Origin of the sequence: Bacillus thermozeamaize (assembly GCA_002159075.1) — a bacterium.
GTDB classification, from domain to species: Bacteria; Bacillota; Bacilli; order ZCTH02-B2; family ZCTH02-B2; genus Bacillus_BB; species Bacillus_BB thermozeamaize.
This window is the reverse complement of sequence record LZRT01000080.1, coordinates 1-19,896: the sequence shown is the minus strand read 5'-3', so window position 1 is coordinate 19,896 and position 19,896 is coordinate 1. Positions and strand designations below refer to the sequence as shown.

The 19,896-nt window shown below is 54.5% G+C and carries 17 protein-coding genes; all 17 read left to right on the top strand.

What is annotated here, in order from left to right; genetic code table 11:
- The first annotated feature begins 181 nt into the window (after positions 1 to 181).
- The 17 genes from BAA01_16590 (at position 182) to BAA01_16510 (ending at position 19,786) form a co-directional block, all read left to right on the top strand.
- Positions 182 to 2,125 carry a threonine--tRNA ligase gene (locus tag BAA01_16590; GenBank protein ID OUM87029.1) on the top strand — a complete coding sequence of 648 codons (1,944 nt, stop codon included), beginning with the start codon at positions 182 to 184 and terminating at the stop codon, positions 2,123 to 2,125.
- A gap of 318 nt (positions 2,126 to 2,443) precedes the next feature.
- Entirely contained in the window at positions 2,444 to 3,568 is a 1,125-nt protein-coding gene (locus BAA01_16585) for a glutamate 5-kinase (protein OUM87028.1), read from the top strand.
- A gap of 25 nt (positions 3,569 to 3,593) precedes the next feature.
- Complete coding sequence (locus BAA01_16580; GenBank protein ID OUM87027.1) at positions 3,594 to 4,844, top strand: glutamate-5-semialdehyde dehydrogenase; 1,251 nt, start codon at positions 3,594 to 3,596, stop codon at positions 4,842 to 4,844.
- A gap of 36 nt (positions 4,845 to 4,880) precedes the next feature.
- Positions 4,881 to 5,696: a pyrroline-5-carboxylate reductase gene (locus BAA01_16575; protein OUM87026.1), complete on the top strand. Its 816-nt coding sequence runs from the start codon at positions 4,881 to 4,883 to the stop codon at positions 5,694 to 5,696.
- Between the two features lie 404 nt (positions 5,697 to 6,100).
- On the top strand, positions 6,101 to 6,709 hold the full coding sequence (locus BAA01_16570; protein ID OUM87025.1) for a hypothetical protein: 609 nt from the start codon (positions 6,101 to 6,103) through the stop codon (positions 6,707 to 6,709).
- A gap of 143 nt (positions 6,710 to 6,852) precedes the next feature.
- Positions 6,853 to 7,857 carry a hypothetical protein gene (locus BAA01_16565; protein OUM87024.1) on the top strand — a complete coding sequence of 335 codons (1,005 nt, stop codon included), beginning with the start codon at positions 6,853 to 6,855 and terminating at the stop codon, positions 7,855 to 7,857.
- 203 nt (positions 7,858 to 8,060) lie between these two features.
- Positions 8,061 to 8,429: a hypothetical protein gene (locus BAA01_16560; GenBank protein ID OUM87023.1), complete on the top strand. Its 369-nt coding sequence runs from the start codon at positions 8,061 to 8,063 to the stop codon at positions 8,427 to 8,429.
- Entirely contained in the window at positions 8,414 to 8,929 is a 516-nt protein-coding gene (locus tag BAA01_16555) for a hypothetical protein (protein OUM87022.1), read from the top strand. Before BAA01_16560 ends, BAA01_16555 begins: the two co-directional genes overlap by 16 nt.
- Complete coding sequence (locus BAA01_16550) at positions 8,926 to 9,408, top strand: hypothetical protein (GenBank protein ID OUM87021.1); 483 nt, start codon at positions 8,926 to 8,928, stop codon at positions 9,406 to 9,408. The genes BAA01_16555 and BAA01_16550 overlap by 4 nt, the downstream gene beginning before the upstream one ends.
- Positions 9,409 to 9,446: 38 nt before the next feature.
- Positions 9,447 to 11,195: an ABC transporter gene (locus BAA01_16545; protein ID OUM87020.1), complete on the top strand. Its 1,749-nt coding sequence runs from the start codon at positions 9,447 to 9,449 to the stop codon at positions 11,193 to 11,195.
- A 24-nt stretch (positions 11,196 to 11,219) separates the two neighbouring features.
- Positions 11,220 to 11,678 carry a hypothetical protein gene (locus BAA01_16540; protein ID OUM87019.1) on the top strand — a complete coding sequence of 153 codons (459 nt, stop codon included), beginning with the start codon at positions 11,220 to 11,222 and terminating at the stop codon, positions 11,676 to 11,678.
- Between the two features lie 15 nt (positions 11,679 to 11,693).
- Entirely contained in the window at positions 11,694 to 12,449 is a 756-nt protein-coding gene (locus BAA01_16535) for a hypothetical protein (protein ID OUM87018.1), read from the top strand.
- Between the two features lie 225 nt (positions 12,450 to 12,674).
- Positions 12,675 to 13,064, top strand: coding sequence for a thioesterase (locus BAA01_16530; protein OUM87017.1), 390 nt, complete (start codon positions 12,675 to 12,677; stop codon positions 13,062 to 13,064).
- A 101-nt stretch (positions 13,065 to 13,165) separates the two neighbouring features.
- Entirely contained in the window at positions 13,166 to 14,290 is a 1,125-nt protein-coding gene (locus BAA01_16525; GenBank protein ID OUM87016.1) for an alcohol dehydrogenase, read from the top strand.
- A 345-nt stretch (positions 14,291 to 14,635) separates the two neighbouring features.
- Complete coding sequence (locus BAA01_16520; GenBank protein OUM87015.1) at positions 14,636 to 15,952, top strand: hypothetical protein; 1,317 nt, start codon at positions 14,636 to 14,638, stop codon at positions 15,950 to 15,952.
- A complete protein-coding gene (locus BAA01_16515) occupies positions 15,949 to 19,146 on the top strand; it encodes an acriflavin resistance protein (protein OUM87014.1) in 3,198 nt (1,065 codons plus the stop codon). Before BAA01_16520 ends, BAA01_16515 begins: the two co-directional genes overlap by 4 nt.
- Positions 19,147 to 19,156: 10 nt before the next feature.
- On the top strand, positions 19,157 to 19,786 hold the full coding sequence (locus tag BAA01_16510; GenBank protein OUM87013.1) for a hypothetical protein: 630 nt from the start codon (positions 19,157 to 19,159) through the stop codon (positions 19,784 to 19,786).
- Positions 19,787 to 19,896: the final 110 nt, after the last annotated feature.

The window sequence follows — 19,896 nt, the reverse complement described above, 5'->3', positions numbered from 1 at the left end:
AGAGTATCGGCAGCCGGTCAAGGCGTCCGTTATGCGCAAATGAGGACACAGGCCTGTCTAAATAAAAGTTTGGCCTGCTGTTGAAAAAGGGTGGAACCACGGCATACGTCCGTCCCTTGTTGGGATGGGCGTGTTTTTATTGAAATGATCGTGCATTGAACGTGTAAAGGAGTGAGCAGAGATGTCGATGGTCAAGGTGACCTTGCCGGATGGCAGTGTCCGGGAGTATGCTTCAGGGACGACCCTGGAAGAGATCGCCGGTTCGATTTCCCGAAGTTTGCAAAAAGCGGCAGTCGCCGGCAAAATCGACGGCCGGCTGGTGGATCTGTACACGCCTTTGGAACAGGATGCGCGCGTGGAGATTGTGACGCTGGAACACCCTGAAGGGCTGGAAGTGTACCGTCACACCTGCACGCATGTGATGGCGCAGGCGGTAAAGCGGTTATATCCAGGGACCCACCTGGGCGTAGGGCCGGTCATTGAGGACGGCTTTTACTATGACATGGAGATTCCAGTGTCCCTGACGCCGGAAGATTTGGAGAAGATCGAGGCGGAGATGAAGAAGATCGTCGAGGAAAACCTGCCGATTCGCCGGCATGTGGTATCCCGTGAAGAAGCGATCCGGATCTATGAAAAGGAAGGCGATCCGCTGAAATTGGAGCTGATCCGGGAATTGCCGGAAGAGGAGACAATTACCATTTATGAGCAGGGAGAGTTTTTTGATCTGTGTCGTGGTCCGCATTTGCCTTCCACGGGCAGGCTGAAGGCTTTCAAGCTGCTCAGTGTGGCGGGGGCTTATTGGCGGGGTGACTCCAAGCGCCAGATGTTGCAGCGGATCTACGGCACCGCTTTTGCGAAGCCTTCCCAGCTGGAAGAGCACCTGAAGCGCCTGGAAGAGGCCAAGGAGCGGGATCACCGGAAACTGGGCCGGGAGCTGCAGATCTTTACCTTTGCCAAGGAGGTGGGCCAGGGGCTGCCCATCTGGCTGCCGAACGGGGCGACGGTCCGCCGGATTGTGGAGCGGTACATCGTCGATCTGGAGGAGAGGCTTGGTTACCAGCACGTGTATACCCCTCACCTGGCCAATGTAGAGCTCTATAAGATTTCCGGCCACTGGGAACATTATCACGAAAATATGTACCCGACCATGCAGCTGGACAATGAAGAACTGGTGCTTAGGCCGATGAATTGTCCCCACCACATGATGATCTACAAACATGAATTGCGCAGCTACCGTCATTTGCCGATTCGGATCGCCGAGCTGGGGACGATGCACCGTTATGAAATGTCAGGGGCGCTGACCGGATTGCACCGGGTGCGTTCGATGACGCTCAATGATGCGCATATCTTCTGCCGGCCGGATCAGATCAAGGATGAATTTACACGGGTGGTCCGGCTGATCCAGCAGGTGTATGACGACTTTGGCATCCGTGACTTCTGGTTCCGTCTTTCTTACCGCGATCCGCAAGACAAGGAAAAATATGTGCAAAATGACGCGATGTGGGAGATGGCGCAGCGGATGCTGCGGGAGTCGATGGATGAGCTGGGCCTCGAATATGTGGAGGCAGAAGGGGAGGCAGCCTTTTACGGGCCGAAGCTGGACGTGCAGGTGAGGACGGCGCTGGGCAAGGATGAGACATTGTCCACGGTGCAGCTCGATTTCCACAATCCGGAGCGGTTTGGGCTGGAGTATATTGGTGAGGATGGCAAGCCGCACCGTCCGGTCGTAATTCACCGGGGAATTGTCGGGACGATGGAGCGATTTGTCGCTTTTCTGCTGGAGTATTATTTCGGCGCTTTTCCTCTCTGGCTTGCGCCGGTGCAAGCGCGGATTGTCCCGGTGTCTGACGCTTACCTGGGGTATGCCCGCCGACTGATGGAGCGGTTCCGGGAGGAAGGCCTGCGGGTAGAAGTGGATGAGCGCAACGAGAAATTGGGGTACAAGATCCGTGAGGCCACGTTGCAAAAAATTCCGTACGTGCTGGTGGTCGGCGAACGGGAGGAGAAGGAAGGTCTCGTGGCCGTCCGCCGTTATAAAATCGGAGATCAGGGTGCCATGCCGGTGGATCAATGGTTGGCCAGCGCCAAAGAGGAAATCGTGCAGAAGAAAGTTGCCCCGAATTGACAATCCCCGCGTGAACCGATAAGATTCAGATGAGATGATAGCATTCGGATGAGAACATGAATAATCCATACACGCGATGAAGAGGAATAGTAGACCGACTTCCAGAGAGTTCTCCCCCGGCTGAAAGGAGGACAACCGGTCGAACCCGCCTCTTGAGCGGACTGCGATGAGCAGGTTCAGGCGTTCCTGTTATCAACATGTGAGTGGACCAGCGATCTGGCATGGTCAACCCAGGTGGTACCGCGGAAGAGCCTCTTTCGTCCTCAGGGATGGGAGAGGCTTTTGTATTGGACAGAGGATTTTGCATAATGGGGTGGAATGGACGTGGCTGTGGTAGTCGTGAAAGTAGGAAGCAGTTCCTTGAGCAATCCGTCTGGGGGGCTGGATCGGGACAAATTGCAACATATCGTCGATGAACTGGCCGGATTATACCGGGATGGGGTGTCGTTGCTCCTGGTTTCTTCCGGGGCCGTGGCGGCCGGTTTCAACAAGTTGGGGTTTCGCCGGCGTCCCCGTTCCATTGCGGCGCGTCAAGCGGCTGCCGCAGTGGGGCAAGGCATCCTGATCGAAGAGTATACGCACCGGCTGCAGCAGCATGGGATTACTGCCGCGCAGATCTTGCTGAACCGGAGCGACTTTTCCGACCGCACGCGGTATGTGAACGCCTTTAATACGCTGATGCTATTGCTCCGAAAGAGGATCTTGCCGATTATCAATGAAAACGATACAGTCAGTGTAGACGAGTTGACATTCGGCGATAACGATCGCCTTTCTGCGCTGGTGGCAGGAATGGTCAAGGCGGATTTGCTGATCCTGCTTTCTGATGTGGATGGGCTGTATGACGCCAACCCCCACGAAGTGCGCGAAGCGAAACTGATTAGCGATGTGCCGCACATCACACCGGAAATCGAACGGATGGCCGGAGATGCAGGGAGTCCGTTTGGAACCGGCGGGATGCGTTCCAAGGTGGAAGCGGCCAAAATCGCCACCGCCTCAGGCGTGCCGGTTTTTTTGGGCCGTGCAGACCGGCCCGGAATCGTGCGCGATGCGTATCACGGCCGGGCCAGGGGCACCTATTTTAGCGCCTCAGGTGAGCCGTTGCCGAATCGCAAGCAATGGCTTCGCTTTATGACACAAGAGGCAGGGAAGCTTGGCGTGGATGACGGTGCGGCCAAAGCACTGTTGTCCCAAGGGAAGAGCTTGTTGGCTTCCGGGATCCGCACGGTATCCGGGGAATTTGCAGCTGGTGAGGTGGTGCTGATCACGTACCGGGGCGAGCCAATCGGCAAAGGGATTACACGCTACTCCAGCCAACAGCTGGAACAGCTCAAGGGTAAGCGTTCCGAAGAGATCGAAGCGCAGCTGAACATGCCTGCCGAACCGGTCATTCACCGGGATCAGCTGGTGCTGTTGGTGGAGAAGGAAAGTGTCCAAAGGTCATGATGAGCAATGAATGGAGGGAGAAATGATGAGAGAGGAATTGATCCGCCAGGCAGAGCGCCTGCGGAGCGCATCCCGGCAGTTGGCCAAATACACGACGGAGCAGAAAAATCAGGCGCTTCATGCCATGGCTGCGATGCTGGAGAACCGTCAACAGGAGATCCTGGCGGCCAATGCGGAGGATCTCGAGCGTGGAGAGGCTTCCGGCATGGCCAAAAGCCTGATGGATCGACTGCGGCTGACACCGGAGAGGATACGGGCGATGGCCGAGGGTTTGCGCCAGATTGCCGCTTTGCCGGATCCGGTGGGGGCGGTGCTTGCGGAATGGGAGCGTCCCAACGGAATGCGGCTGCAAAAGGTGGCCGTTCCTTTGGGTGTCATCGGGATGATCTACGAATCGCGGCCCAATGTCACGGTCGACGCGGCGGGCCTTTGTTTGAAGACCGGCAATGCGGTGATGTTGCGAGGAGGAAGTGACGCAGTGTCCTCCAACCGCCGGCTGGTCGCCATCTTGCAGGAAGGATTGCGCCAGGCAGGGGTAACACCGGATGCGGTGCAACTGGTTGAATCGACGGATCGGCAAGTGGTGCAGGAGATGTTGCAGTTGCGGGGGTATCTGGATGTGGTGATTCCCCGTGGCGGTGCAGGTTTGATCCAGCGGGTGGTGAACGAGTCGAAAGTGCCGGTCATCGAGACCGGCGTTGGCAATTGCCACCTCTATGTCGCCCGCTCGGCCGTGCCAGAGATGGCCATTTCGCTCGCCGTCAATGCCAAGACGCAACGCCCGAGCGTCTGCAACGCCATCGAAACCTTGCTTGTCGACCGCGAATGGGCCGCCTCACACCTTCCCCAGCTGGCGGCGAAGTTAGAGGAGAAAGGTGTGTTGTTGAAGGGTTGCCCGGTTGCCCGCCAGCTGGTGCCATCGATGCTTGAGGCGACGGAGGAAGACTGGGCGACGGAGTATCTGGACTTGATCCTGGCTGTCAAGGTCGTGGAAAGCCTGGATGAAGCGATCGCACATATCAACCGGTATGGCACGAATCATTCGGAGGGGATTGTCACCTCTGATGCCGGAGAAGCAGAGCGCTTTTTAAACGAGGTGGATGCTGCCGTCGTCTATCACAACGTCTCGACGCGATTCAGCGACGGGTTTGAATTTGGTTTTGGCGCGGAAATCGGGATCAGCACGCAGAAATTGCATGCGCGCGGGCCGATGGGACTGGAAGCCTTGACCACATACAAATATGTGGTGCGGGGCGATGGACAGATTCGGCAGTAGGACAGGTGACCTCGGACTACGACACAAAGGGGGGAGTTGGATGTGAATGAAACGATAGGCTTTTTAGGCGCCGGCTCAATGGCCGAGGCGATGATCGCTGGGTTGCTGAAAAACAAGGTATACTTGCCGGAGTCGATCATCGTGACCAACCGCAGCAACCGCGACCGCTTGAAGCACTTGACAGAGCGTTACGGCGTCCGGATCGAGACAGACAGAGAGGCTTTTTTGAAGCAATGCAGTCATTTGGTCCTGGCAATGAAACCAAAAGATATGCCGGAAGCCATCGCGGCGATCCGGCAACATCTGAGTCCGAGCCAGACGCTGCTGTCAGTTGCCGCCGGCATATCCACGGCCTGGCTGGAGGAACAAAGCGGCTTGTCCATTCCTGTGATCCGCGCGATGCCAAACACGTCAGCTGCCGTAGGTTATTCCGCGACGGCCGCCTGCTTGGGACGTTATGCCGGAGAAAGCCAGAAGCGCTGGACAGAAAAAATATTCCATGCCATGGGCCAGCTGGTGTGGGTCGAGGAGTGGCAAATGGATGTGGTGACGGGTGTGGCTGGCAGTGGCCCGGCCTATTTTTATGCGATGGTCGAGACCCTGGAAAAGGCCGGGATGGAGTTGGGCTTGTCCCCTGAGATAGCCCGTCAGTTAAGCCGGCAAACCTTTATTGGTGCAGCCAGGATGTTGGAAGAAAGCGGTGAGCGGCCAGAGGCGCTCCGGGAACGGGTGACTTCGCCTGGCGGCACGACGATGGCCGGTTTGGCCCGTCTTGCCGAATGCGGTTTCCACGAAGCTTTGCGGGAGGCAGTCAAGGCGGCTGTTTCCCGTTCGCGAGAGTTGGGTATCTGAACATGAACAGGAGCCAATCCAGAGCTCCTGTTTTTTATTTTCGTTTTCTTATGCTTCGACAAAATGACGGATTTTTTTCGGCTCAAGCGGATGCAAAATCCCTCAATTGTGGGGATTGTTTGCAGAATGGCATGATTTTATAATTCGTCGTAGGAAACAAAAGATAAAATATTGTATGAAAAGTACAATTTGCATTTGTGACAGCAGCGTGGCACCGATGACAGCAATGACAGACAGTAACATCAGCTTTTAGCGAAATGGAGGTGATGTCAGGGAAGGATTGAGTGGTAAATACGCTTGTAGTGATTCACTCGGTCTAGAAGAAAATTGTACTGGAGCGAGGTCAGCGATTTAGATCAAAAAGTAAGCGTTTTAAAAAATGAAATCAAGAAAGGGGTCAAAAGATGGGAGTTTTGCACATTGATCGGAAACGATTTTTGATCATGGGGGGTGTGGGTTACGCAGCGCTGATTGCTCTCTTGGCTGCCCTGCTTCTGACCGGCACTGTCTTTGCGGCTTTTCCAGTGGCTGGGATCGGCGGTTTCGTCATTGCGGCCGACAAAATTGTCGGTGATGGATTCAAACTTTATCCGTCGCTCGGAGAAACATCGGAAAAACCGTCCTGGCCGCAAGCCGCGGTCGACTTGAGTAGTGCGACCATCAGTGGATTGAATCTTTCGAAAGATCTGGATGTATCGGGGGCTCTGGGAAACTATGGGATTCATAAAGTCCTTGTCGAAATTACGGCCACCCAGGATGTTGTGGGTCAAGGACTGAAATTGCGTATCTCCGGTCTGGCTGCTGATCGTGCGGAATTTGATACATTGGATGTAAAAGAAAAACACAGTGACAACCCGTTAAACAAATTGGGCATGGAAGCTCCGAAATTGACACTGACCAAGGCCGAATTGAATACCCACAGCCTGGTGGCCCAGTCCATCGCTATTCCAGGGATGAAGTTAAAAATCAAGGCCTATGACGCCAATGGAAAATTGATTGGCGGAGATTTTTAAGTTCTGCTCTTTTATTCATCTAATGGATCGGAGATTCGACCCATGACAGCGTTTGCCAGCGTATGTCCGGCCGTCATGGGTCTTCGATTCTTTGTTATGAAAGTGATTACAGGTTGGAGTTTTCGTCCTGAGGGGGACTGCCCGTGTTGCGAAGTGTTGGCACATATGTGCAGATGGGGTTGTCTGGTCTGTTGATTGGCAGTTTTTTGGGCGGCATCATCTTGCGAAGCTCATTGCAAGGAACCGGTATTTATGCTTTGGCAGGTCTTCTCTTGTCAGGTGGTTTGTTGGCTTGGCTGGGGCAGCGCTACGAGCGCTTTCGCAGGGCGATTCACGCCGGGGTGGCGGGAATTCTCCCTGGCATATTGCTTGGCGGGCATTTGTATGCCTGGATTGGCTTCTTTCATCTTGGGATCTTCCTGGGTGCCCTGTGGGGTGTGGTTTGGTTTGCGGCAGGTTGGGCTTTTGTCATTTCCCGTCTTCAAAAGGCTCGGTGGTATGTTGCGTACCGGGGTGAAATGAGCGTCTTTTTCCTTTTGAGTTTGCTTGGCGCTTGGCTTGGATTTGAATTGGCAGCTGCAATCACCGAAAAAGGAACATGGTTGCAAGGTGTTCTATATTTTACGCTGCCTTTTCTCGTTGCCGGATTTTTTGCGTTGTTGCCCGGAATCATTTTTTCCCGTAACCACAACCGCCCGCTGTTTGCAAGTTTACTCGGCATCTTGAGCGGCGGCTTGGTGTTGTGGGTGGGAATCAACGTGGCGCCATTGCTGTTCCTTCCCGGCAGCGGCTTGATGTGGGCCGGCATGGTCATTGGCGCGCTGATGCTGGTGGTTTCGGTGCTTCCACTTATTTATCCCAAGTTTTCTCTGGTGCTCGGCGGACTCTTGATCTTTTTTTCCATTTTGTCCTTTGTAGGTGCCACCGGAGGGTTGGTTGTCGGGGGGTTGCTGGGAATTTTGTCAGGCAGCCTGATTGCTTCCTGGCAAGGTGCCGCCGGCCAGCAGCAGAAAGCCCAGGAGGTGGATGAGAGCAAAGAGAAACAGGCTGAGGAGAAGGTTGGTGACGGCGAGGCGATAGGTGAAGTGGCAGCATCCCAGGAGGCGGATTCTCCGGAGTTAGATGCCCAAAGGGCGACGGAGAAGTAACGGCTTATCAGGTTTATCTTCTGGAGGACACGGGATGCAGGAGCAGTTTGGACGGGGAGGGGGACATGTGAAGAAACGGAGCTGCACAAAGCGTTGGCATTTTTCCTATGGAACGAGATGTTTGTTTAGTGGTATCGCGCTGATGACGCTCATCTTCTCTGGAGCTCTAACGGTTTCCGGGGGGATTTACGCCGTCCCTGTATTTGCCAATCAAGTTTCACCTGCCCGATCAGCGGAGAATGACACAGTGGGAACAGCGCAAGAAGAACAAACTCCGAGCGATGGTAGCGATAATCCAGATAACGGTTCAGGAGGCTCTCCCACTCCTGACGAACAGGACAATCCGGATGGAGACCTGCCTCCCAACGAGGGTGACACACCTGCCAATGAAGGTGACACACCTGCCCATGAAGGTGACACGCCCCCCAGCCAGGGTGATACACCTCCCAATGAGGGTAACACACCTCCTGATGAGGAGCAGGATGACGAAAAGGCGCCGGAGCATGAGTTGCCGAAACTTCATTTTGCGCCCGGGCCGTTTCCAAAGGAACCTCAGGTGGGAGGGTTCGTGATCGAGGTGAATTCACTCCAAGGATATAACTTGACAATGGGTAAGGTGAATGGCGAAACCTCGGAAAAAGGGTCTGAGCCGCAGGCCAAGATCGGCCTTGAAAATGTGACCCTGCGGGGGTTGAACCTCTACAAAAACTTGACGACATCGGACGGCACCCGGTTTCACATTCAGATTACGACAAGGAACCCGTCAGATGAAGTGAAAATTACCGGCACAACGCCATTCTATCGTGACCTTGAAACGCAGGTTTCCGAGTTGTATGCGAAAGAAATGACGGCAAGGGTGTTAGGTTTTCTTCCCATAACATTGCGTGATTTCTGGGACACGGAACCTGAGAAAAATCTGTTGATCTTTCTGGGATCTTTGCTTGATTTGGGAGCCAGGCTTGATGCTGAACAGTTGAAGCTGAACACCCATCGTCTACAAGCAAAAAAAATTGTCATTCCCAATCTGGTGTTAACCGTTGGGGAAGGGCATCTTTCATCGCGCGTTCAATGAATGATGATCATGATTTTTCATTTGGAGGAGGAATCTCTGTGGCAGGGTTTCAGACATCGCAAGAAGTATATGAAGTTTTTGGCGGTTTTTGCGAGAAGAATAAGCACAGTGTGCCGGCCAAAGCGATTCTTGCCGCGTACAAGGAATCTGCTTCCGAGGATCATGACGCGATTGTCCAATTTGTCTATCGTCGTCCAGATGCCGTCATTACCTGGATTGTAGGGGAAGACGGCGGAATCGAGTCAGTGTATGGCGAGACGGATCTGAAGCCAGAGATGATTTTTGAAATGGATGCGGAGGTGGCCAACCGGTTCTGGCAAGGCAAGCTGGACCTGACACAAGCGATGGCTACGCAGCAAATCAAGGCGAGCGGCATGTTCATGAAGGCGTTGCAAGTGATGCCGCATTTGGCTTCCTTCTATCCGCGCTATAAGGAACATCTGAAAGCCATTGGCCGGGAGGATTTGATCGAGGCTTGATTTGAGCAAAGGATGGGCGAAGGAAGGAGGGAGTGGTCATGGCGGTTGTGCTGGAGAAGGAACAGGAAGCGATCATATCCGCCCAGCAACTGAAAGAGATACGCCAGGAGATTGAGCGCCAGAAGCGGGCCATCCATCCCCGTTCCAGGCAGCGGAAGATTTTCGCGGTGATTGCAAAGCATGGCTTGGGATACTTTTTTCGGCAGAACAGCCTCGTTTCATTGTTTTCCAAAAAAAAGCGGAATCAAACGGAAGAGGAAAATTTGCGCCAGTTGGGGATGAAGTTACGGGAGGCGTTTGAAGAACTGGGCCCTACCTTTATCAAGTTGGGGCAAGTTCTGGTAACGCGACAGGACATTCTTCCCGAACCGGTCACCCGTGAGCTGGAAAAATTGTTGGATGAGGTGCCGCCTCTCCCGTTTGGCTACTTGCAGCTTATGTTGGAAGAAGAGCTTCCAGACGGGCTGCAAACATTTGAATGGATCGATCCCCGGCCATTAGGCTCCGCTTCGTTGGCGCAAGTCTACCGTGCCAAGATGAAAAGCGGCCAGGACGTGGCCGTGAAAGTGGTTCGTCCGACTGTGGAGAAGTTGTTTCAAACCGACATCGTGGTGATCAAGAAATTGGTGAAGCGGCTGAACGCCCTTTTGCCTGAAGAACTGCGGGCCTCTTTGGACTTGACGGGCTTGGTCGAGGATTATTATTCCAGTTCACTTAAAGAGTTGGACATGCGGGCCGAGGCACGGACGATGAACGAACATCGCCAATATGAAAACGATTTCGAGTGGATTCGCGTTCCGGAAGTTTACCTTGCTACCAAGCATGTTCTCGTGATGGAATTTATCGATGGCTGGACGATTAAAGAATTTCCTGTGGATTTTTACACTTTTGAGGAACGCTTGAAAGTGATGCTGGACCTGGCGCATTATTACATTCTCTCGATGGCCAACGGCCATTACCACGCCGATGCGCACGGCAGCAATATCCTGATCGATCGCAAGACGCGCAAGGCGGTGGTCATTGATTGGGGCATGACCGGGAAAATGGATGTGCTTCACGCGCAGGCCATTTTCCGGATGTTGATGCATATTCGATTAAACCAGGCGGAAGATGCGACGGAATGTGCGATGGACATCATCGAACCGACCATTTATACCGATCCGGTGAAACTGCGGGATCAGTTGCGCTCGATGATGATTCATTATGTCAACAGCGAGCAGGGGGATATGAAATACAACTGGGGGGCCTTGGTGCTTAACCTGATTCGCATCGGTGTGGCCAACTATTGCAAGATTCCGAACGGACTGGCCCTTTGGGCCAAGGGGTTTTCCGCGACGGAAGGAACGGCCCGCTGGCTGTGCCCTGAAATCAGTTACCATACGGTGGTGGAGAGCGCCGATGTCCAGGTCATGGAGTCGATTTTGGAAAAGCGCTTCAACTACCGCTCAAATGCCAGCCTCGTCCAAGAAACAGGAAAGCTGCTTGGGACGCTCCCCCGGAGGCTCAACAAATTTCTTGAACATTTGTTCTGGAATGAGATGGGTCTCAATATCCGGATTCAGATGGATGCGACCACCCGCAACACGCTGCTGACCATTTTTAACCGTGTTTCTCTGGCCATTTTTGTCTCCAGCATCCTGATCAGTTTCAGTCTGCTGTATCGTTCAGGAGTGTTGGTGGGATTGCCTGGTGCATTCCAAGTTGTGCTGGTTGTGGTATTGCTGCTTGCGGCAGGGGTTGCAGTCGTACGCTCCTGGTGGCGGAAGAAACAACGATCGTTGTTTTGACGATTTTGAGTCAGGAGGGATAGGATGGCGAACGAGCAGGATATCCTGACAAATGAACAAGAAAGCCCGACGATGAGAGAACGGATTGAAGCCTTTTATCGCCAGAGTGGCGGGCCGAACAATCCCGACATTCAGCGGATCATCGAAGAGCACCTTTTGTACGGCAAGGATCATGGCGTGCGCGGAAAACGGGAGACGATCAGGGATGCTTTCAGGCGGGTGATCAGCAATGATCCTTCCAACAAATTGGTTTATGAGTGGATTACACAGTTTCGAGCCAGTTTGAACGATCACTGGGAGGAACTGGTTCATCGCCAGGATGGTCAGACGGAGCGGATGATGCGTGAGTTTGCCCAAGTCGTCAATAAGCGCCTGGCAGAACAAGACCGACGCCTTGCACAACTGGAAGCTAAACTGGATCAAATTCTGCAACAATTAGACGGCAATTCCGATGCGTCGAAAATCAAACATCTAAAGATTTGAGAAAGGGGTGCTGCCATGGATCCGCTTTTTTTGGATGACAAGGAGATGATGTACGAGGCGGAAGGCGCATTGGATGAGATGAGGAGGTGGATGTCGCAGTGGACGAGGCGGCTGGCCGAGATTGAGATGTTTTTGGAAGGGTTGACATTGGAAGAAAAGTCGGCCTATGCCCAACTGTTCTCCCAATTGTACGGTTGCGAATGGCTTGGTGCCCAGACGTATGCGGCACTGGCGGCGGTTCCTTCGGAAGCCAAATATAGCGATGATGAACAGGCTTACTGGTTGCACCGGGCAGGGGAAAAGTTGAAGCGTTCCCGTCTGCTCAAGGAAATCATCGAAATGGAGCAACCGCCGGCTGAATTCCATCCGCAATTGGTCCAGTTTGGCAATGATGTGAGAAATGAAGGCGTTTTGGGGAAGTGCCTGGCCGTTCCCTTTTTTCTGGATAGTGTCGTTTTGCCGGCGATTTATGAACGGGTGGCTGAGACGACATCGATTTCGCTGTTTCGGGAGACCATCCGGCAATTTTTGGAGGAGGAAAATCGGTCGTTGGAGCCGGTGATTCCTTTTCTGAAGGAACGGATTCAACAAGCCCCCGGGGAAGAGAGGCAAAAGGGACGGATGCTCTTTGACCGCTGGTTGCCACAGTTGGATCAGGTGATCAGCGCGCAGCGGGATGCGGCAGCTTACGTCGGCATGGACGTGGATGACATCAAGGCGAAAGTGCTGCAAGCGTTTCAAAAGATGTCGCGGAAAATCCGGCTCATTTAGCTTTTGGAATAGCTTTTGGAAAACAGCTGCATCGTGGGACATGCAGCTGTTTTTGCGTGTTTCATCAACGCTGCGCGGAAGTGTAGCCGCTTTCTTTTTGTGCTTTTTCGGCGAAACAGTGAATTTTGTCATCAATTCAGTTATTATAGCAATATCAAGCGAAAAAAATATATCTCAAACAGTGAAAAAATAAACCCAACAACAATAAAGATAAGGGGGGATTGAATGTTTGTCACGAGGATTCGTCCACGTGTATCCGAGACAGATGGCGTCGGTCACATCAATAACACGACCATTCCGATTTGGTTTGAAGCAGGACGTGATGAAATTTTTCGTTTATTTACACCTGACCTGTCTTTTCGGAATTGGAAATTGGTCCTGGTTAACATGAACATCGATTTTGTGAAAGAAACCTTCTACGGCCGGGAGGTGGAGGTGCGAACCTGGATCAAGAAGATTGGCAATACAAGTTTGCAATTGGCGGAGGAGTTATTTCAAGACAATGTGTTGCGGGCACGGGGAGAATGCACGTACGTCCACTACAATTTTGCGGATAAGAAACCGGAACCAATTCCGCCGCACATTCGGAAACAACTGGAGCAGCATCTTCGCTGATCGGATCTCGGATATACTTGGTCGAACCTTACATAACCGCTCAAAGGATACCCACTTCAAAAATTGAGGATATTGTCATCTCGTAAAGGAGGCACTGCCAGATGAAAATTCGCGCCGCCGTTCTGCATGAAATGAATCTTCCGGCTCCTTACAAGGACAGTCAGCCGCTTCGCATTGAGACGCTTGATCTTGACCCGCCCCAAATGGGTGAAGTGCTCATTCGCATTCGTGCCACCGGGCTGTGCCACTCGGATTTGTCGGTCATCAACGGCAGCCGGCCCCGGCCGGTGCCGATGGCGCTTGGTCATGAAGCTGCGGGTGAGGTCGTGGAAGTAGGTCCTGGCGTGACCGACCTCCGGCCTGGCGATCATGTCGTCTGCGCCTTTGTTCCCAGTTGCGGACACTGCTTGCCCTGCCGGGAAGGACGGCCGGCCCTCTGTGAGCCAGGCGCTGCCGCTAACGGAGCAGGAACGCTGTTGTCGGGAGAGAGAAGGCTGCATAAAGATGGAGCGGACATCCACCACCATCTAGGGATCTCGGGATTTGCGGAATATGCGGTTGTGGCAAGGAACTCCCTGGTGAAGGTGGATCCGGACGTGCCGTTTGAAGAGGTTGCCCTCTTCGGCTGTGCCGTCATGACCGGAGTTGGTGCAGTGGTGAACACGGCCCGCGTGCCGGTGGGCAGCACGGTAGCTGTCGTCGGCCTTGGAGGCGTCGGCCTGAGCGCCATTCTCGGCGCTCGGGTTGCTGGGGCAAGGCGCATCATTGCCGTGGACGTAAATCCTGCAAAGCTCAAAACGGCACTGGAACTGGGGGCGACCGACGCATTTGACGCGCGTGATCCTGAGGTAACGCAACAAATCAGGGAAGCCACCGAGGGCGGGGTGGAGTACGCGTTTGAAACCGCCGGTGTCGTGCCGGCCATGCAAACGGCAATCGCCATCACGCGTCGTGGGGGTACAACCGTCACGGCGGGACTGCCCCATCCCGATCATCATCTTTCTTTCCCGCAGCTCTTGCTTGCAGCCGAAGAGCGGACGATCAAGGGATCTTATGTTGGAAGCTGTGTTCCAGCACGGGATATACCTCGTTTTATCGAGCTCTACAAGCAGGGCCGCCTGCCGGTAAACAGGCTGCTGACTGACCGCTTGCGCCTGGAAGACATCAATGAAGGCTTTGACCGGCTGGATCGCGGAGAAGTATCGCGGCTCGTTGTTACAATGTGAGGATGTCGTTTCGCGCTCCTGTGACAATCATTGGTAACATTAAAAGGTATCGCACCGGTTTGATGGACCCGAGGTTGAACCGGCATGAAGCTGAAGGCTTAAGGCAAGCCATCCGGTCGAATGGATATAAGGCTTGCCTTTCTATTTCCAGTATCTTCCGATATTCGGGATCAAGGACCTCATGTGCATAAATGTGGTTTCGTAGATTAGCCGAGTGATCGGGGCATTGACACGGGAGAAGGTACAGATTATGATAAAACTGTTTTAGGCGCAAGTGACTGAACGTCCAGTCAGTAGATCGGGGAGGGACCACATGTGTCAATGACGCGAGGTAAACGTTGGATATTGATCGGGGTTGTTGCCATCCTGGCGATGTTCCCTTTATATGGATGCGGACAAAAGAAGGAGACTGCACAACAAGAAGAACAGATACGGTCGGTGACCACAGAACAAGCGCAAGAAGGCTACCTGGAAGAGACCGTACAGTTGAGCGGCACTGTTACGGGCAGCGTGGAGGTGCAGGTGTTACCGAAAATTCCCGGGAAAGTGGAACAGGTGGCTGTGAAGCCGGGAGATCGGGTGAAGCAGGGGCAACTCTTGATCCGCCTGGATGAGTCAGACGTTCGAGCGCAGGTGGCGCAGGCGGAAGCCGGTTTGCAAGCGGCCCAGGCCGGTGCGGAGCAGGCCCGTGTACAATCTGAAGCGCAAGTTGTCAACGCCCAGTCTGCCGTGGCGCAGGCCGAGGGCGGGATGAAACAGGCCGGGCTGCAGCTGGAGCAGGCGAAAGAGGCATACGCGGACCTGCAAAAACAGGTCCAGGAGCTGCAGCGTTTGGTGGATGCCGGAATGGCAAAACCGGAGCAGCTGCAACAGGCCAAGCAGGGATTGCGACAGGCGGAAGTGGCTGTAAAACAGGCGCAAACCTCCTATGATACAGCCCGTTCCGTCTATCAGGCCGCGCTTCGCGGACTGAAAGCCGCTGAACAGCAGTCGGCTGTCAAAGGCGTCAGGGCTCAGGTGGCGCAGGCGGAGGCTGCGCTGGATGCGGCGCGACAGCAGTTGGAGAATACGCGTGTGGTGGCGCCGGTTAGCGGAACAGTGGCTTCGGTGAATGTAGCTTCCGGGGAGATGGCCGCCCCAAATGTGCCGGTGGTGACGATCGTCCAGATGAATCCGGCAGTAGTCGAGGTACAGCTCCCGGAGGGGTTGTATGATGCGGTCACGGCGGGACAGGAGATGCAGGTACAGGTGAACGGACAGTTGCTTACAGGAAAGGTGAAAGAGAAGAGTTTGACCACGCAGCCGATGAGCAAGACCTATTTGCTGAAGATTGAAGTGGCCAATGCCGATGGCCGGCTGTATTCGGGAATGACCGTGGGAGTCATTTTGGCGAAAAAGGTTTCTGCAAAGGGTATCCTGATTCCCGTGGCGGCTTACATGGATGGGGAAACACCTCAAACGGGGAGAGTCATGGTGGTCAAAGATGGCGTGGTGGAAGAGCGGCAGATCACCATTGGCAAGATGACCAGCCAAAAAGTTCAGGTTTTGTCGGGACTCCAGCCAGGCGAACAGGTGGTGACCAGGGGACAGCACCTGTTGCGGAGCGGAGACAAGGTACGCGTTGTTCAGCCTGATGCATCGAGAAAGGGGAACCAAGAGTGAACATCGCCAAATTTTCGGTCAATCGGCCCGTCCTGATCACGATGCTGCTGACGGCGATGGTGATGATTGGCGCCATCCTGTTACCGGCCTTGCCGGTGGACTTGCTGCCGGAGCTGCAGTTGCCCATGGTGGTGGTGGTCACCTCCTACCCGGGAGCTACACCGGCCGAGGTGGAAAAATTGATCACCCAACCTATTGAAAACATCGTCAGTACCGTGAACAATGTGGACAAGATTCAATCGTTGTCGCAAACCGGTTCCTCGATGGTGCTTATCCATATGAACTGGGGAACCAACATGGACAAGGCGCAGCTGGATATCCAGAAACAAGTGGATCGCATCTCTGGCATGTTGCCGGAAGGTGCCAACAAGCCGCTGGTGCTGACGATTAACCCGAATTCGTTTCCCGTGATGATCCTGGGTGTCACGGGAGATATGCCGCTTGATCAGCTGCAAAAACTGGCTGAGGAACAGATTGTTCCTTCTCTGAAACAGGCGGACGGGGTGGCCTCCGCGGTGGCGACGGGCGGCCCGCAAAAGGAAATCCAGGTCATTCTGGATGCGAACAAGCTGACGGAATATGGCCTCACCCCCGGCCTGATTGCGCAAACGTTGGCCTCTTCCAACCTGATGGCTACCGCCGGCTCAGTGGAACGGGGGGACAAGGAGCTGGCGATCCGTTTCGATGCGGAGATGAACAACGTCGAGGAGATTAAGACGATGGCGATTTCGCTGCCGGCAGGCGGTACGGTGCGGCTGGAAGATCTGGCCGACGTCTCTCTGACCCATGCCAGGCAGTCTCAACTGGCTTTCCTAAACGGTCAGCAAGTGGTTCAGGTGCAAGTGATGAAAGCCAGCGGCGGCAATACCGTGAAGGTATCCAAGGAAGTGTATCAACAACTGGATGAGCTGAAAGCGTCGCTGCCGGATGGGGTGAAAGTGACACCCATTTTTGACCAGGCCGTGTTTATCAACAAGTCGATTCGCAACGTGGTGGAACATGGTCTGCTTGGCGGGGCGATCGCGGTGTTGATCCTGTTCCTCTTCCTGGCTGATTGGCGGACAACGCTGGTCGTTGCGTTGATGCTGCCCATCTCGGTGATTGCTACTTTTACTTTTATGGCCGCCTCCGGGGAATCGTTGAATATTTTGTCTCTCGGCGGGCTATTAATCGGGATGGGCTCGCTGGTGGACTTTGCCGTTGTGGTGATTGAGAGCATCCACCGCTACCGCATGCGGGGTTCGCTGGGGAAAGAGGCAGCCACGCTTGGTGCGGGTGAGGTGACGGCGGCGGTGACCGCATCCGCCTTGGCCCAGATTGCCGTCTTCTTTCCGATGCTGTTTGCCGGCGGGCTTGCGACGGAGCTGTTTGGCCCCATGGCTTTGGCTGTGATTTTTTCTCACGTGGCTGCTTGGTTTGGGGCCATCACGTTTGTTCCGATGCTGGCTGCACGTCTTGGAAGCCTGCCCGCCTCGTCCAGGCCGCGCCGTTCATCCAACCCGTTGCACCTGTTTGGACGGGGGATTGAGCGGTTGGAGGTGGTGTACCGCCATCTTCTGGAGTGGACCCTGCGGCGTCGCTGGTTGGTGATCATCAGTTCCTTGCTCATTTTTGTTGCCTCACTGGGTCTCATCCCATTGATAGGTGCGGAGTTTATTCCGCAGACCGATCAGGGGCAGGCGGTGGTGTCCGTCGAACTGCCGCCGTCGGCCAAGTTGTCGGAAACCAGGCAGGTGGTGCAGCAGCTGGAAGAGGTGCTGTTCAGTTATCCGGAGGTGGACCTGGTTTCCAGCACCGTGGGTGGCTCCCAGGAGACCGCCATCACCGGAATCAGTTCGACCAACACCGCTTCACTGACAGTGATGATGAAGCCGCGTGAGGAACGGGGGCGGACGACCCAGGAAGTGATGAACGATTTTTATGAGCGTACGCGTGATATTCCTGGGGTTGTTGTAAACGTCAATACGCAAGGGTCGGCGATGGGGACCAGCGGCCTGGAAGTGAATATCGCAGGACCGGATCTGGACGGCTTGAAGGAGTTGACGGAAGAGGCCACAGCGGCCATTTCCCGCATTCCCGGATTGACCAGTGTCGACAACAACCTGCAGGCGTCACGGCCCGAAGTGGCTGTTTATATCGATCGGCAAAAAGCGAGCCAGCATGGCATTTCTCCGCTGGAAATGCAGGCGGCGATTGAGACTGCCTTTGGGGGGCGCACGGTGACCAGGATCCGGGATGGCGAGGATGAGTACAACGTTCGCCTGATGTTTCCTGACACTTTCCGGCAAGAGTATGGTCACCTGGAAGATCTGACGCTTCGCAGCGCAACCGGGGCGCTGGTAAGGCTCGGCGACGTTGCCGAGGTGGTTTCGGAAGGGCGGCCGGTTTCCATCACCCGCAGCGATGGGCAGCGGCAGGCCTTGATCACGGCTCGCCTAACCGGGGAGCGTTCGTTGGGAGAGGTTTCGGCTGATGTCCAGCGGGTGATGGAGCAGCTGCAGCTTCCACACGGGTACGCTTGGTCTTTTGGCGGCGAGACAGAACAGATGGGTGAGTCGTTCCAGTCGCTGGTGATTGCCATGGTCCTGGCCGTGTTGCTGGTGTACATGATCATGGCGGGGCAATTTGAATCCTTCTTCCAGCCGTTTGTCATCATGTTTTGTCTGCCGCCGACGGTGGTCGGGGCCTTGCTTGGTCTGGCTACCCATGGCATGCATATCGGCGTGACGGCGATGATTGGCATGATCATGCTGATCGGGGTGGTCATGAACAACGCCATTGTGCTGGTTGATTATACGAACACCTTGCGGCGAGCCGGATATGAGAGGGATCAGGCGCTGCTTCAGGCCGGACCGATCCGGCTGAGGCCCATCTTGATGACGATGTTGTCCACCAACTTGGTCTTGCTGCCTTTTGCCTATGGTGGCGGTGAGTCTGCGGAGATGATGGCGCCATTGGCGGTCGTGGTGATTTACGGGCTGTTGGTTTCCACGTTGGTCACCCTGGTGTTGATACCGGCCGTTTACAGCTTGACAGATGATTATCTCGACCGGCTAAGGCGTCGTTTTTCCCGCCGGCGGCCCATCGGTCCTCAGGATGGCGGAGCGGAAAACGGGGAAATGGTTACACGACAAGTGGCTGTAACCAGGACCGAAACGAACACAAATGAAAACGATGACGGTGGCCGGAGATGAGGTGAGGAGGATGACGGAGTTCTCAGGTGAGCAGTTGCCGGGCAAACGGGAAGCGATCCTGGAAAGCGCGTTTGAGATTTTTGGACGAAAGGGATACCACAATACAAAAATAGAGGAAATTGCCCAGCATGCCGGCGTGGGCAAGGGGACCATCTACCTTTATTTTGACAGCAAGGAAGCCCTTCTTCGGGATATGCTCAAGGAACGGGTGCGCGCCTATCTGGCTGCTGTAAACCGGGAGCTGGATGCTGCCGCATCCCCGTTGGATAAGCTGTATGCCTTGTTTGAGACGCACCTCAGCCTTGTGCACCAAAATCGGCACCTGATCCAAATGGGCGGACGGGATTTTGGTTTTGTGGATGAACAGATGCACAAATGGTTTTTACAGCAAAAACAGGCTTTGTTTGCGAAGATCCGTGATATACTTGAAGAGGGGATGCGGCAAGGGGCTTTCCGGAACATGGACGTTCAGCTGGCGGCGGGCGTTCTGTTTTCGGCCATGGGAGCGGTTTATCAGGCGGATGGCCAGCTGCTGCCGCAGGAACGGGCCCGGGATGTGGTGTCCTTGCTTTTATCCGGCTTGCGGGCAAAGCCGGTGAGCGACACAGATGTGTCGCAATGTGCGTGTCAACCCATATAAAAATCTTACCGAAGACGGAATAGATCACTCATTTGAAAATCTAACCCAACATTCACCTCAAAGAGGTATACTTGGGTGGCTTGCCCTTACTGACCATGACCTTCCTCTTC

Excerpts from the sequence above, each read along its gene's own strand:
- BAA01_16585 (OUM87028.1), top strand. The coding sequence starts at position 2,444 with ATGGACGTGGCTGTGGTAGTCGTGAAAGTAGGAAGCAGTTCCTTGAGC.
- BAA01_16510 (OUM87013.1), top strand. The coding sequence starts at position 19,157 with ATGACGGAGTTCTCAGGTGAGCAGTTGCCGGGCAAACGGGAAGCGATC.
- BAA01_16550 (OUM87021.1), top strand. The coding sequence starts at position 8,926 with ATGAATGATGATCATGATTTTTCATTTGGAGGAGGAATCTCTGTGGCA.
- BAA01_16590 (OUM87029.1), top strand. The coding sequence starts at position 182 with ATGTCGATGGTCAAGGTGACCTTGCCGGATGGCAGTGTCCGGGAGTAT.
- BAA01_16580 (OUM87027.1), top strand. The coding sequence starts at position 3,594 with ATGAGAGAGGAATTGATCCGCCAGGCAGAGCGCCTGCGGAGCGCATCC.
- BAA01_16545 (OUM87020.1), top strand. The coding sequence starts at position 9,447 with ATGGCGGTTGTGCTGGAGAAGGAACAGGAAGCGATCATATCCGCCCAG.
- BAA01_16540 (OUM87019.1), top strand. The coding sequence starts at position 11,220 with ATGGCGAACGAGCAGGATATCCTGACAAATGAACAAGAAAGCCCGACG.
- BAA01_16530 (OUM87017.1), top strand. The coding sequence starts at position 12,675 with ATGTTTGTCACGAGGATTCGTCCACGTGTATCCGAGACAGATGGCGTC.
- BAA01_16570 (OUM87025.1), top strand. The coding sequence starts at position 6,101 with ATGGGAGTTTTGCACATTGATCGGAAACGATTTTTGATCATGGGGGGT.
- BAA01_16525 (OUM87016.1), top strand. The coding sequence starts at position 13,166 with ATGAAAATTCGCGCCGCCGTTCTGCATGAAATGAATCTTCCGGCTCCT.
- BAA01_16535 (OUM87018.1), top strand. The coding sequence starts at position 11,694 with ATGGATCCGCTTTTTTTGGATGACAAGGAGATGATGTACGAGGCGGAA.